This window comes from Fretibacter rubidus, from assembly GCF_041429785.1.
Taxonomy (GTDB): domain Bacteria; phylum Pseudomonadota; class Alphaproteobacteria; order Caulobacterales; family Maricaulaceae; genus Fretibacter; species Fretibacter rubidus.
Window position 1 is genome coordinate 786,246 of record NZ_CP163423.1, and the last position, 13,520, is coordinate 799,765.

The window sequence follows — 13,520 nt, forward strand, 5'->3', positions numbered from 1 at the left end:
ATGTTAATCTCTGTTCTCGTTCTTTTAGGTATCTTTTTTATACTCGTGATGATGGGCGTGCCGATTGCGGTCAGCATTGCGCTCGCTTCCGTCTCAACACTTATACTGAGTATGTCATTCGATCCAGCTATGATAACGATGGCACAAAGGCTTGCGGGGGGGCTGGATAGCTTTACACTTCTTGCAATCCCATTCTTTGTAATCTCAGGCTATTTAATGGGGCAGGGGGGCATCGCTAAACGCCTAATTGAAGCCGCGAAGGCCATCGTCGGGACACTGCCGGGCGGTCTCGCGCTTGTGAACACGCTATCTTGTATGTTGTTTGGCTCTATCTCCGGCTCAGCAGTAGCCGCAACATCTGCGATTGGGACGTTTATGATTCCGACCATGGAGAAAGAGGGCTATGACAAAAACTTCTCAACAGCCGTAACCGTCACGGGTTCCATCTTAGGACTGCTTATCCCACCGAGTAATGTGCTTATCGTTTACGCTGTGGCGGCAGGTAGCGTGTCAATTGCGGCACTTTTCATGGCCGGTTACGTGCCCGGAATTCTGGCAGGCCTAGCTCTCATGATTGTTGCGGCTGGCTATGCCAAAAGAGAGGGTTATCCACGTTCAGCCCGCATTCCTGTGCGCGCGTCCGCCAAAAAGCTATTACAAGCTGGGCCGAGCATTTTAATGATCCTGATAGTCGTCGGCGGTATTATTGCGGGTATATTTACCGCAACTGAGGCCAGCGCTATTGCGGTTATTTATGCGCTAGTGTTGTCTCTGATATACCGCGAAATAAATGTGAAGGATCTGCCTGGGATTTTGCTCAAGTCGATCGAGACAACGGCTATGGTCTTGCTTTTGATTGGTGTATCGACTGGTATGGCTTGGGTTCTGGCTTATGAAAACATTCCGCAAGCCATTAGCGACGGCCTTCTGATGATTAGCGAGAATCCGATCATTATCTTGTTGCTGATTAACATCATCCTACTGGTGGTTGGCGCGTTTCTCGATATTACGCCCGCTATTTTGATCTTCACGCCGATCTTCCTACCTGTCGTAATGGAGCTTGGCATGTCGCCGCTTCACTTTGGTGTTATGTTAGTGCTTAACCTCTCCATCGGGCTTTGCACACCGCCTGTGGGAAGCGTTCTCTTCGTCGGATGCGCTGTGGCGGGAACGTCTATCCAAGCGTTAATACGCCCGCTCATCATGCTTTATGCTGCTCTGATAGCAGCGTTGCTACTTGTCACTTACGTGCCATTTTTAAGCGAGGGACTACCGCGCTTGGTTGGCCTCATTTAAACTTAGAGATATAAATTATGTCAGATAATATTTCCTTTGACCTATCCGGTAAAACTGCCCTCGTAACAGGGGCAAGCCGCGGTATTGGCCAAGCGATTGCCATTGGGTTGGCAAAAGCGGGCGCTGATATTGTAGCGGTGGCGTCCCGCTCAGAAAATGCAGCCGAGACGGTCGCGGCAATTCATGCGGTTGGACGTAAAGCGAGCGCCGTGGGCTGCGACCAGTCTTCGCCTTCTGCGATTACGGCAGCGGTAGAGGAAGCCTATGAATTAACAGGGGCTGTTGACATTTTGGTTAATAATGCGGGCACTATTCGGCGCAGTCCTGCACGGGATTATTCCGATGAGGACTGGAGTGCGGTTATAGATACAAATTTGACCGGTGTGTTCCAGTTTTGCCGAGCAATTGGCGGTAAGATGATAGACCAAGGTCATGGTAAGATTATCAATATTGCCTCATTGCTTAGCTTTCAGGGCGGCATCACGGTTCCTGCTTATGCGGCTAGCAAAGGCGGCGTATCGCAGCTGACGAAAGCGCTTGCCAATGAGTGGGCGGCGCAGGGTGTGCAGGTCAACGCCATTGCTCCTGGTTATATTGCGACGGATAACACATCCGCTCTTCGGGCTAATCCAGAACGCAATGCTGCAATTCTGGCAAGAATTCCAACGGGACGATGGGGTGATGCCACTGATATTGCTGGCGCAGCCGTCTTTTTGGCATCGCCGGCATCTAACTACGTCAACGGTCATATCCTAACAGTTGATGGCGGATGGATGGCACGTTAGTAAATATAAAAAAATTTATAGCCCTTAGCCACACTGTCATTGGTGACTTTAGCTGGGTTAACCCGCAAGACGTTGAAGCGCCTATCAGCAGACATGGCTTAGGCTGTGTATAAAGATAAATAATAATGAAATGAAACTTGGAGAATATCATGAAAATAGCCCTTATAATGGAAAACAGTCAGGCCGCTAAAAGCGAGATTGTCCACAATGCTCTTACATCAGTCGCAGAACCCGCAGGCCATACAGTTTACCATTACGGTATGTATGCGGCGAATGATGATGCGCAGCTTACATATGTTATGAATGGAATATTGGCTGGACTGCTGATAAATTCCGGTGCAGCAGATTTTATTGTCTCGGGTTGCGGCACAGGTATGGGGGCAATGCTTGCCCTAAATGCGATGCCAAATGTTGTTTGTGGACTGGTGATTGATCCTACAGATGCGTTTTTGTTTGGGCAGATTAATGATGGCAATGCTATTTCAATGCCATATGCCAAAGGCTTTGGCTGGGCGGCAGAACTTAACTTGCAGGATTGTTATCGTAAACTCTTCGAAGTTGAGCGCGGCGTTGGATACCCCAAGGAACGTGCAGAGATCATGGCAAAGAACCGTAATATCTTTAGTGGCGTCAAAGCCGCCGCAACACAAGATATGCTAGCAGTTATGAAATCAATTGATCAAGACCTGCTTAAATCTGCAATCGCAGGTGAAAAATTCCAAGATCTATTTTTCGCGAATGCGACAGATGAACCGCTTATTTCTTATGTTAAAGAGCTTTTAGCCGAATAGCTTGTTTGAGTATAACGGGCTAGATATCTCCCATGCTGACATCAACTGTTAGACCTGAGCGACAATCGCAAAAGGGTGTACACTGGCAATAATAATGAAATTGGGCCCCCTCATTCTATAAGGGGGCTTTGATTTTATTGGGCCTGATTATGAAATATTACCGAGATAAAAGCTTACATTAAAGTTTCCAGTTATTCGCTTGAACAATTGCACGTCGTTTTTTAGCCTATTTGGGTTGTAAGTAGGAAGCGCTCTCGACTAGTAGATACTTGAGCCTCAACTTTCTCATAAGCCTCTTGTTCTGAGCTATCGAGGAGAGCTTCAATTATGCGGGTAAAGTGTGCCCTCATAGCCTTGCGCGCGGCATTAGAATCTCGCTGCTTAAAAGCCTCCAAAATTGCATGGTGCTCACCTTCCCGGTGAGAAGGTTCGCTATCACACACTTTCCTATACACTTTTTGTAATTCGAAATTTTCAGCTCGCAATGTCCACATGGTATCAATAACGAATATAATCATATTGTTGTTTGTTGCGCGGGCTATGGCTTTGTGAAAGGCGGCATCTGCGTCATCGGGCGTCATCTCGCTTTTCTGTTTGATGGTCATTATTGAGATATAATGTTCTAATTCGGCTATCGTCTCATCCGTTATAATCGGAGCTGCGAGCGCGGCTGATTCCGCTTCAAATAAAGCCCGTGCTTCTGTCAATTCGAGAGGGCTTACATTGGGCATAACGTTGAGGTGAAGGGAGGGCGTACCAAGTACGTAAACACCAGATCCCACTTTGATTTCAATATGCCCCTGCATCTCGAGCATCTTTTCCGCATTACGAACGGCCCCGCGGCCAACGCCAAACTGTGTGGCTAATTCGCGCTCGCTCGGTAGCCTGCTTCCAGGCGCATAAACCCCAGAGTCGATTAAGGCTAATAATTGCTTTGCAACCCGGTGATGAACAAGTTTATCTGGCATGGCCTTTAGAGTCTCATTTCAATATATGAGTGAGAGCTCATTACTCTCCAGCCTCAATCATCTCAGCCGCCGTCAGCAGGAAGCCGCCAACGCCGTAAAGCTGCGAATCGAATTTGTCGGTTCCCTGTGGGTCTTTGCCGATTTGCTGAACCCAGCCGACCATGCCGTCTTCTTTTACGCCGGCCTTCATAGCGCTCCATCCCAAATCGCGCGCGGCAACATATTTTTCGCCGTCTAAGATGCCCTGATTAATGCCCCAAGCAATGCCGAAGGTAAAAAAGGCTGTGCCGCTCATTTCCGGATTTGGAAACAGGGCTGCATCATCTAGCGATGTTGGCCAGTAACCGTCTTCGCGCTGGCGCGAAATCAAGGCGTCGGTCATGGACTTGTAAAGCTCAACATAGCCGGCTCGGCTCGGATTGTCGGCCGGCAGTTCTTCAATCAGACGCGCAAGACCGGCATAGACCCAGCCATTACCGCGGCTCCACATGACTTTGCCGCCGTTTTTCGTTTTTCTGTCAAAATACCGGCTGTCGCGGAAAAAGAGGCCCGTTTCATCATCATATAAATACTCAATCGTCGCGTCTGTTTCTTTCACGGCGTAGTCGCGGTATTTCGGGTCGCCTGTGACGTTACTGATGGCGGCCCATGCAGGCGGCGCCATAAAGATGGCGTCGGCCCAGCACCACCGCACCTGGCATGTACCCTCTACGCCGACCTGAGCATCTTTAGGCTCTACGAATTCCAAAGAGCTGTCATAATTTTTGGCGATAATCGCATCAAGAATATCTGTGGTCGGCTTTAACAGCTCAACGTCTGCGCCGCGCTCGATCGCGCCTGCGTAGATTGTGCCCATGATTTGATCATCACCGTGCCAATAGCGGTGACCCATCTCAAATCCGTTTTCATAAGATTCGTTAAGCAGCAAATCGAGCCATTCCTGATTGCCCGTCTTTTCCGCAAAACGTTCCAAACCGATATAAAACGCGCCTTTAACCCAGCCGCGATTATAGCTGCTCTGCGGAATCCGGCCCGGCAAATAAGACAAGTCATGAATTGTGTTTAATTGCCATTCTGCAGCGGCTTTGCCGTAGCTCGCGGCGTCGGTCATTTTGGGCAGGACTTTCTCTGTCGCCGTGTTTGAGCTTGCCATCGTTTTATTCTCACGAGGGCTACAGGCCACGACAGCAAGGCTAAGGCAGGAGGCCATAAGGGCCGTTTTTAGGGAAATGTGCATGATATTCTCCAATTATTGCGGAATGCGATGAACGCGAAGGGTTGAGGCGGGGGGTATATTGGGCCGGGCTTGATCTCGATTGGGCTGTAAGGCTTCCCAGCTGAGATAATATTCGGATGACTTTGTGGATTGATCAATCATTAACGGAATAACGCGCTGGGGAATGTCATTATCTGCGTCATAAGCCGTAACGGCGTTCGGAAAACCGGCTTCCCGTGTTTCAGAAGATATGACAGACAAATCGGAGGGATCAAGTGTCCACTCCCAGAGTGTGCCGCGCAGCGTTGCGGGTACAACAATTTGTCCGGCTTTATTTAAATAGGCCGGCGAATTATTTAACAAGGGGAGGTCCAACGCGCCGCTCTTATCGAGGTCCACGCGTAAATCAGTCCAACTGGAAACCTTTTGTACCCGCCAACCATCGGCATCACGTCTGGCGATATAGACTTGGCTGAGATTATTCTCATCATATTTTTGATAGGTGACCAAGACACGGTTTTTCGCGTCAAAACCAATAGGGTGCCGTCCGTTTAACAAGCCGCCATGCTGAGGGATAGGGTCAATGACTTCACCTGTGGAAAGTCGAATGGGAAGGGGAATCGGGGTGCCATCAGACGTCTCCCAATTTACCAAATCACGGCTGCGGGCATAGGACAGGTCATGATTAGATGAGGCAATCGGCGTCTCTCGCCATGTGAATGTCATATGGGCAAAATCGTCCGGGCCAATAATGGGACCCAGAGGGTAGGAGCCTCTAATATCTTCCCCATCCAAGAGGACGGTTTCGTGTAGGCGTGACCAGCTCTTTGAGTCGACATTCCAGCGATTATAAAACCACCGTCCGTTACCGCTTGAGCCATCTCTATATTTGAGATGCAACTCTCCCTTAGGGCCTTTGAAAAACTCTGGATAGGTCATGCGCTGCTCGACCGCCGGGTCGGCCATAACATCAACTTTTTCCAAGGTTCGGGGATCATAAGGCGAAGTGGATCGGAAGTAGACCAGTTTGTTCCCATGCAGATTACCTGTCAGGTGAATAAAGCCGCGCTTATCAAAGGCTACCTCGACGCGATTATGTGCATCCCATCCGAGCCAGCTTGGTACTTTGTGATAGCTCCAAGGGGCCCCGTTCACATCTCTCATTTTTCGCACAGCGACGCTCATCTGCCGATTGGCATCGTAATAGGCAATCATTTGATGGCCATTTTGCTCAACGAAATCGAAAAAGACGCGCTGCCCCGCCCAAACGTGATCAATGGCTTCGGATAAGGGCTGCTCGACATTTGTTTCTTGTGCCGAAACTTTAGGTGTTTTTTCAGGCGCGGCTGCAGAGTCTGATTGGGGTGTTTCAGAGCCTGCTGAACAAGCCGCTAGGGTCAGGCATAGTCCTGCTAAAGCAAAGGGTTTTATTACCTTCCTCATGGCTTAGTCCGCTAATCGTTCGTCAAACATGGTTTTAAACTCATTGGCGATGTCCGGATACTCTGCTGCCAGGTTCTGACTTTCTGACTTGTCCGTCTTGATATTGTAGAGTTCTATTTCTGCGTCCTCGCGCTGGCGAACAACTTTCCAGTCACCGCGACGGGCGGCTTGCTTAACGGTTCCGACAACGCCCGAATTTGGGTCGCCGAGTTGTTGTGCAAACTCCCAATAGAGAACCCGCTCGGCGATTTCAGCGTCAGGGTTTGCAATGATAGGAAGGACTGAGGTCCCGTTGGAATCGAGCCCTTTCATGGCGGATTTCGGTGCATCTGCTAAGTCGGCTAGCGTTGGCAGGATATCTGCAAAAGCCATCGGCGTATCATTGATGCGGCCCTCTGTAATTTTTGCGGGCCAATGAGCAATCATCGGCACGTGAATGCCGCCATCATAAAGGTCGCGCTTTCCGCCGCGATACGGAGCGGAGGCCCGTATGGCTATCGGGTCAGCGCCGCCTTCTTCATGAGGACCGTTATCCGATGTGAAAAACACTAATGTATTTTCCGCGAGCCCTCTTGTTTCCAAAGCGGCCATGACCTCGCCAATATAGGCATCTAATGCGGCCACCATGCCAGCTTGCGTCGCGTTTGGCTCTGCAACTGGCTTGGGATAATAATCCGCAAACATCGGTTTATTGTCAGGGTTAGACAGGCCCGGGTAGTTTTCTTCCTCAAACTTGCCAGAATACGGGGCAATGAACTCCTCAGGCGCTGCAAGCTCAGCGTGAGGAGAGGTATAAGAGAGGAACATAAAGAACGGATTGCTGTCATCATGTTTATTGATGTAATCCACGGCGGCATCGGTAAAGAGCTCCTGCGCATAGGCTCCCTCGGCTCCGCCGACATTTGGGGAAACAAATTCCATATCATTATCACGGAACATCATTATCGGATATTGGCGGTGAGCTGAGATATTATGGAGCAGGCCATACCAGGTTTGGAACCCCATCGTGATAGGGTCAGTTTTGCCAAATGTTGTGCCAATCCCATATTTTCCAAAAAGGGCTGTTTTGTAGCCTACGCCGCTCATCATATGTGCAAGCGTTCTGTCGCCCGGTCGCAGCTTAATGGTGTTTGCGTTTGAATGGAGTGCGCCCGTATCTTTGCCGGTCATCAATGAAATACGTGAGGGTGAACACACGGTGCTTCCAGAATAGGCTTGTGTGAACAGAATGCCGTCATTGGCAAGTTTATCAATGTTAGGTGTTTTGATAATGGGGTGCCCTGTCACGCCTAATTGGCCATAGCCCATATCATCAACAAGGATGAAGATTACATTTGGCGCATCTTCGGGTGCCGTGATTATGGGCGCGGCAGTCGCACTGTTTTGGGGCGCAACTTCGCTGGCTGCGCAGCCGCCTAGTGCAATCAAAGACAAGGTCAGTGCGGCACTGGTCAAATACTTAGAAGTCATATGGCTGTCCTATTCAATCGGTTCTAACTTGCGGTTTCTGATTTATCTTTGTGGATAAAGACCAAGACTGTCGCGGCTACGAAATAAATAGCGGTCGGCCAAATTATGGCAGACTTAAACCCAGTTGAGGTTGAACCACCTGCCGCTTTGATGCCTAGATAAAAACAGACAATAAGGGCGAGTGCGGCGGTCAGCAGCAGTAACGTTTCGATAAAAGGACGTTTGTGCCCATTCTCAGACTTAAACGTTCTTATGGCTTCAGCCTCAGTCAGCTTACGGTCTTTTTCAGCGCGCTCCATGTCATCTAAAATTTGCGTATCGACGGACTTAGCGCCCATCATTGAAGACAGAACGGGGTAGAGTATCAAAGCAGCGAACCAAGTTGGTATGAACAGGAAGAAGATATGAATACCAAATACACTGCCGAGGACATAGGCAAAAAGCGCCGTGCCAGCCCATGTTATGGCGGCAGGTAGGTTTAGCTTGTCGCCGCGGCTTACCCGCCAATACCGTGTTAAGCCTAGACGTTTGAACAAAAAATGTTCGGCAAAGATAATCGCGCCTATCGGGGCCATTATGACGGCCATAATCCCGAGAAACCCCAATAGTTGAGAAAAAACAAAGGGTGAGCACGCGATAACGGCCGTGATCGCGCCAACGATTAGGGTTACGCGCTCTCTTGACCATTTGGGATTGAGCGATTGAAAGGCGAGGCCCGCCCGGTAAATAGTGGGGTTGGAGGTCGTCCAGCCCGCGATGACAACGGCGAGGATGCCCACAGCGCCTAGCGCTTGAAAGGCCACGCCGCCTGCATCAAGCTCTGTAAGCGGGGTTTTCATAACATAAGCGGCGCCAGCGCCCATTATACCAGCCGCAATCCAGGCAGCGAAATGGCCAATGAACATACCCAATGAAGAATACCATCCGTAGGCTTTATTTCGTGCAAATCGTAAAATTGTCATATCGCCCAGTCCGCCGTGGAAGGCCAAGTTCGCGCCCCATGTAAAGGCGATCACATGCCACATCGTGATATCTGTGCCGCGGTCCACAAAAACACTAGACCCCAATAAAGTCATGAGGTCAGAGGAGGAACCAACGCCGTCTAGGCCGGGCGTTGCACTTATCAGGGCAGGGAGCGTGGCTAGCGCGCCGACGAAAAACATGGCTATCATCCAGGGCGCGGCGACTTCAGCAAACTTTGCGACGAATTTGAAACCTTTGATGGCTGCGAAGGCGACAACGGCGCCGACGCTAAGGGCTATCAGGATAAACCGTAAGTCAGTTGGGAATAACCCTGTTTGAGCGTCTAATCCAAACAGTATTCGGATTGCGCTAGCTGACACTGTAATCATAGCCCCAGCCAGAATGCAGAAAAGCGCCCCGTTTACGATACTATATACTTTGATGAAATGTGGGCCCGCAATTTTCTCCAAGTATGCATAGAGTGTAAGCCGCGTATCGGTGGCAATGGGGGCGCAGACTAAGGCCCACGTTAAAACAGCCAATAGATTACCGAAAACTAGACCAACGATAACATCAACAGCACCCAAACCAAAGGACACGAAGAGAGCACCGATGACAAATTCCGTACCCGCAACATGCTCGCCCGCATATGAGGCGGCAAAATACCGGCCTGATTGTAAAGATTCCGGCGCTACTGGTGTTCTATCAAATTCGCTCACAATATCCCCTTTAGCCTTTATTGGCCTGTAATTTTTGTCATAGCTTAATGAAAATGAGCAAATATGCAATAAAATGATTTAAAATGATTGAAACGAATTTTAATGCACGGATTTCTCAGGTCTTTCAAGTGTGATGAAAGACGCGCGGCAGCAAAAATGGAAATTCAGTGGACGGATCAATATCCACTTTCATAATCGGCGCCATATAGTCTGCCCAGCGTATATTGACGTCGTTTTTAGCAAGAAATTTTTGGGTGGCCTCTAAGTCATCTGTTTCGAAATAACCGAATAAATCTAATCCGTGCTTGAATATATTATAGTTTTTTATACCGGAATCTTTAAGCGCTTGGGTCATTTCGGGCCATATTTCGTCATGACGCTTAAGATATTCATCTTCATAACCGGGCCTGATGCCTAGTATCCATGCATATGAAGCCATGTGTGTCTCCGTAATTTGAGGGCTCGTATAGAGAAATAAACAGTCATGTTTATGCACAAACTTATCGGTTTCATTTTGGGTTTTGTAAAGACGAAGGGGGACGCCGTTTATTAAATGACCCATAATAGAGCGATTTCTTTCCATGGTTTACAGAAAACTGTTGCGTTTATGTATCAATAGGAAGCTTTTTTGACCATTATATCAAAAATTACTTTACTGAATTTGACGAATGTGCATATAAATAATCGAAAATAATCATAAAAGTGCAGAATCGCGCAATAACTAATAGAAAAGATACGAACTTCCAAGCACTGACTAATTCAAAGTTACAACGGCTCACAGAGTCATGGAGTTCAGTATCCCGCTAAACGAGTTTTATTAAGGGGAAAATATAATGAAACAACTACTCTCGAAAACTATCAAAACATCTCTACTGGCCTCAGCTGCGGCCACAGTCATCGCTCTTGCGGCGACATCAGCGGCATTTGCCCAAGATTCGGGCCCAAACAATCTGGACGCACCTGACGAAATCATCGTAACGGGTATCAAAGCCACGACTGCAAATGCACTGCAGACGAAACGTAAAGCGGATGTAATCCTAGACGGTATTTCTGCCGATGACTTGGGCAACTTCCCGGACTTGAATCTGGGTGAAGCGTTGCAGCGTATTACAGGCGTGCAAATCGATCGGGAAGCTGGACGCCGGAATGCCACAATTAGTGTGCGGGGCCTACCAGGTAATTTTACCAAAACTACTTTGATGGGGCAGAATATCTCAAACCCTAATCGCACGGGATCTAACCCATTTGGCGTGTTCGATAGCGCTATTTTTAACGGCGTTGATGTTGAAAAGTCTTTCACGGCGCAGTCTCTATCTGGCGGTTTGGCGGCTAATGTTAATTTGAAGTTGAAATCCGCTCTTGACCGTAGAGATGGTTCGCTTGTTCTTCGAGCTAAGGCGGATTATGAAGAACTTCCTAAAACAATAAATCCTGGCTTTTATGCTTCAGGGGCAAAACATCTTGGTGACGAAAAGTTTGGTGTCTATGGTACAGTATCATATAGCAAACAAGACTTCCGTCGCGACGCAATTAACTTCACTCGTTACGAGAGAAACGCCCGGAATTTAAATGTCGCAGGTGAAACCCATCTTTATGTGGGTGACATCAGACAATTTGTTGAGGAAAGTATCGGTGACCGACTATCGGCAGCAAGCGGTATTGAATACCAACCAACTGAAAATCTTAGTTTCCGGTTGGACGGTCTTTTCACACAGCGTAATCTTGATGAAGCCACACAGGATAATATTCAGATTCAGCCGCGTCTATCTGCATCTCAAATTACATCGGTAAGCGGTCCTGAATTGGTTGGTAATTTTGATTTCGACCAAAACGGAAGCAATGAGGACGTGTTCCTGCACCGTGTTATTGATTTCGAAGACCCTCAAGTTGTGTTTGGCAACAGAGACGATGAGTCCTTAAACGAAACCTATGCTTTGTATCCCCAATTAAATTGGGAGAATGATAACTTAAAAATCAACGTAACGGGGACGTACTCTAAATCAAAGAGTAACGCTATTTTCAACCAATTCGACACTCGCATTCTTCAAACGGGTGGCGCAACGTCTACCAATGGTGCTTCTAATGGCGTGACAGGGACGCTTGACACTGGCGGCTCTGACATCCGGGACTTTGATTTTGATCTGAATATTCCAGAAGGAACACTTCAGCTTGGTGGTGGGGGCTATGCCATCACCAGCGGCACGGGTATATCAGCTATACGTTTTGAGGATGGCCGCCGCCATCAATTTACTGTGGCTGGATTTGCTCAGGGTGCGGAACGCGACCTAAAAGCGATTAGCGGGGACGTGGAATATAAATTTTCCAAAGGTCCATTCGTTGGGGTTAAGTTCGGTGGGCGGTACGAAGATGAAGCTGCTGAAATATATCGCTTCGAAAACAGTATAATCGGGCTAAATATCAACAATCTCGATAATAGCGTGATTGTACCCAACGCATCGCTAACCTCAGGGCAAGGATTTTTTGGGGGATCAGCCCCAGGTTTCTTGGAAGACAATTTCTTCTCAATCGATCGCGACCGTGCACGTGAGCTTCTTCTCCCTCTCTTGCCAACGGATACAATATTCCCGCGCAGCATTAACGGGGGCAATGGTAGGCTGTCGAATTTCATAGATTTCGTTGATCTCCGCAATCCATTTACCGAATTCAACCAAGCGCTTCAAAATGCAAGAAACGGTAGTGATGCGCGTCGTAATTTTGCCATTGCTCAAACCTTTGATGCGCAGCGCGAGAATACGGAACTGTTTGGAATGGTGAAGTATGACTTCAATGAAAATTATGATACTTTCCCTGTGCGCGGTAATTTCGGTGTGCGTTACATTAAAACAGACTTAAGTGGTTTGGCTGAAGGGCAAATGGAAGCCGGCGTTGGTAGCTATGAGAAGTTTCTACCATCGGCAAACATTATCGCAGACTTGACAGAGGACCTTGTCCTACAAGCAGCTTATTATAAGACATTTGAGGCCTTTAACCTTGCTGAGTTTAATCCCACGGCAGCTGTAATCAGTCCGGCAATTCCGAACCCAGATGCTGAAAATCCAGAGAATAGAGCCGGCACTTTGATCATTAATGAGTCAAATCTTGGAACGGACCCTCGTAGCTCCACTGCATTCGATCTTGGCCTAGCGTGGTATAATCGCGCGGGTAGCATTGTAGGTATCAACTTCTTCACTAAAGAAGTGACTGATATTGCGCGGCAAAGCACATCAGGCGGTAACAGCCCGTTCTGTAATGCAGGATTTGTCAATCAGGTTCTTGATAACCCAGATGCAGCATCAGAGATTGGTGGCGGAACACCCTTTATCGATGATGACGGGAATTGCCGTCTGAATTTGGGTGCTGGAAATACGCCGCGCCTCAATTTGTCTCAGTTCACCAATACAGACCCAATCCGCGTCAATGGTATTGAGTTCCAAGTGACTCAGAATACAGATTTCCTTGATGGGTTCTGGGGTAATTTTGGTGGCACATTCAACTACACTTATACAACGGCTGAAAGCGGCGAGGGTTTTGTATTGCCTCGTGTGTCAAAGAACACCTATAATCTGATCGGTTTCTATGAAACCGAAAAATTCTCAATACGTTTGGCACAAAACTATCGTTCTGCTTACAATCTAGAAGCAGGTGGTAGTTTCCAAGGTCGTGAGCGTCAGGTTAAAGCGCGTTCACAGCTGGATTTATCGGCAACTTACAATCCTCGGAAAGACCTTCAGTTTAAGGTGCAGGCTTTCAATATTAATAACTCTTTGAGAGAAGAGTATGAAGGCTTTGAAGTTCTATCTCGCCGGACTGATTATGATGGCCGTACTTTTACCTTCAGTGTTCAAAAACGCTTTTAGTATAAACTAAAT

The 13,520-nt window shown here is 48.1% G+C and carries 10 protein-coding genes; 4 read left to right on the forward strand and 6 right to left on the reverse strand.

What is annotated here, in order from left to right; genetic code table 11:
• The 3 genes from AB6B37_RS03765 (at position 1) to AB6B37_RS03775 (ending at position 2,872) form a co-directional block, all read left to right on the forward strand.
• Positions 1–1,296 carry a TRAP transporter large permease gene (locus AB6B37_RS03765; protein ID WP_371397569.1) on the forward strand — a complete coding sequence of 432 codons (1,296 nt, stop codon included), beginning with the start codon at positions 1–3 and terminating at the stop codon, positions 1,294–1,296.
• 17 nt (positions 1,297–1,313) lie between these two features.
• Entirely contained in the window at positions 1,314–2,081 is a 768-nt protein-coding gene (gene kduD, locus AB6B37_RS03770) for a 2-dehydro-3-deoxy-D-gluconate 5-dehydrogenase KduD (protein ID WP_371397570.1), read from the forward strand.
• 149 nt (positions 2,082–2,230) lie between these two features.
• Complete coding sequence (locus tag AB6B37_RS03775; protein WP_371397571.1) at positions 2,231–2,872, forward strand: RpiB/LacA/LacB family sugar-phosphate isomerase; 642 nt, start codon at positions 2,231–2,233, stop codon at positions 2,870–2,872.
• A 221-nt stretch (positions 2,873–3,093) separates the two neighbouring features.
• On the opposite strand, the gene AB6B37_RS03780 is transcribed toward AB6B37_RS03775, so the two are convergent.
• The 6 genes from AB6B37_RS03780 to AB6B37_RS03805 all read right to left on the reverse strand — a co-directional run bounded on the left by AB6B37_RS03780 (position 3,094) and on the right by AB6B37_RS03805 (position 10,090).
• Positions 3,094–3,840, reverse strand: a complete 747-nt coding sequence (locus tag AB6B37_RS03780) for a FadR/GntR family transcriptional regulator (RefSeq protein WP_371397572.1) — start codon at positions 3,838–3,840, stop codon at positions 3,094–3,096.
• A gap of 40 nt (positions 3,841–3,880) precedes the next feature.
• Positions 3,881–5,077 carry a glycoside hydrolase family 105 protein gene (locus AB6B37_RS03785; RefSeq protein ID WP_371397573.1) on the reverse strand — a complete coding sequence of 399 codons (1,197 nt, stop codon included), beginning with the start codon at positions 5,075–5,077 and terminating at the stop codon, positions 3,881–3,883.
• Between the two features lie 12 nt (positions 5,078–5,089).
• Positions 5,090–6,499: a BNR-4 repeat-containing protein gene (locus AB6B37_RS03790; RefSeq protein WP_371397574.1), complete on the reverse strand. Its 1,410-nt coding sequence runs from the start codon at positions 6,497–6,499 to the stop codon at positions 5,090–5,092.
• Positions 6,500–6,502: 3 nt separating this feature from the next.
• The gene (locus AB6B37_RS03795) at positions 6,503–7,969 is read right to left on the reverse strand and encodes a sulfatase-like hydrolase/transferase (RefSeq protein WP_371397575.1); all 1,467 of its coding nucleotides are present in this window, start codon (positions 7,967–7,969) and stop codon (positions 6,503–6,505) included.
• A gap of 23 nt (positions 7,970–7,992) precedes the next feature.
• The gene (locus AB6B37_RS03800) at positions 7,993–9,651 is read right to left on the reverse strand and encodes a cytosine permease (RefSeq protein WP_371397576.1); all 1,659 of its coding nucleotides are present in this window, start codon (positions 9,649–9,651) and stop codon (positions 7,993–7,995) included.
• Positions 9,652–9,775: 124 nt separating this feature from the next.
• The gene (locus tag AB6B37_RS03805) at positions 9,776–10,090 is read right to left on the reverse strand and encodes an L-rhamnose mutarotase (protein WP_371397577.1); all 315 of its coding nucleotides are present in this window, start codon (positions 10,088–10,090) and stop codon (positions 9,776–9,778) included.
• Between the two features lie 394 nt (positions 10,091–10,484).
• Between AB6B37_RS03805 and AB6B37_RS03810 the strand changes: the two genes are divergently transcribed.
• Entirely contained in the window at positions 10,485–13,508 is a 3,024-nt protein-coding gene (locus AB6B37_RS03810; protein ID WP_371397578.1) for a TonB-dependent receptor, read from the forward strand.
• The last annotated feature ends 12 nt before the right edge of the window (positions 13,509–13,520 follow it).

What these genes read in the sequence shown, in the direction of transcription:
- AB6B37_RS03765 (WP_371397569.1), top strand. Translation starts at nt 1, where the DNA reads ATGTTAATCTCTGTTCTCGTTCTTTTAGGTATCTTTTTTATACTCGTG.
- kduD (WP_371397570.1), top strand. Translation starts at nt 1,314, where the DNA reads ATGTCAGATAATATTTCCTTTGACCTATCCGGTAAAACTGCCCTCGTA.
- AB6B37_RS03775 (WP_371397571.1), top strand. Translation starts at nt 2,231, where the DNA reads ATGAAAATAGCCCTTATAATGGAAAACAGTCAGGCCGCTAAAAGCGAG.
- AB6B37_RS03780 (WP_371397572.1), bottom strand. Translation starts at nt 3,840, where the DNA reads ATGCCAGATAAACTTGTTCATCACCGGGTTGCAAAGCAATTATTAGCC.
- AB6B37_RS03785 (WP_371397573.1), bottom strand. Translation starts at nt 5,077, where the DNA reads ATGCACATTTCCCTAAAAACGGCCCTTATGGCCTCCTGCCTTAGCCTT.
- AB6B37_RS03790 (WP_371397574.1), bottom strand. Translation starts at nt 6,499, where the DNA reads ATGAGGAAGGTAATAAAACCCTTTGCTTTAGCAGGACTATGCCTGACC.
- AB6B37_RS03795 (WP_371397575.1), bottom strand. Translation starts at nt 7,969, where the DNA reads ATGACTTCTAAGTATTTGACCAGTGCCGCACTGACCTTGTCTTTGATT.
- AB6B37_RS03805 (WP_371397577.1), bottom strand. Translation starts at nt 10,090, where the DNA reads ATGGCTTCATATGCATGGATACTAGGCATCAGGCCCGGTTATGAAGAT.
- AB6B37_RS03810 (WP_371397578.1), top strand. Translation starts at nt 10,485, where the DNA reads ATGAAACAACTACTCTCGAAAACTATCAAAACATCTCTACTGGCCTCA.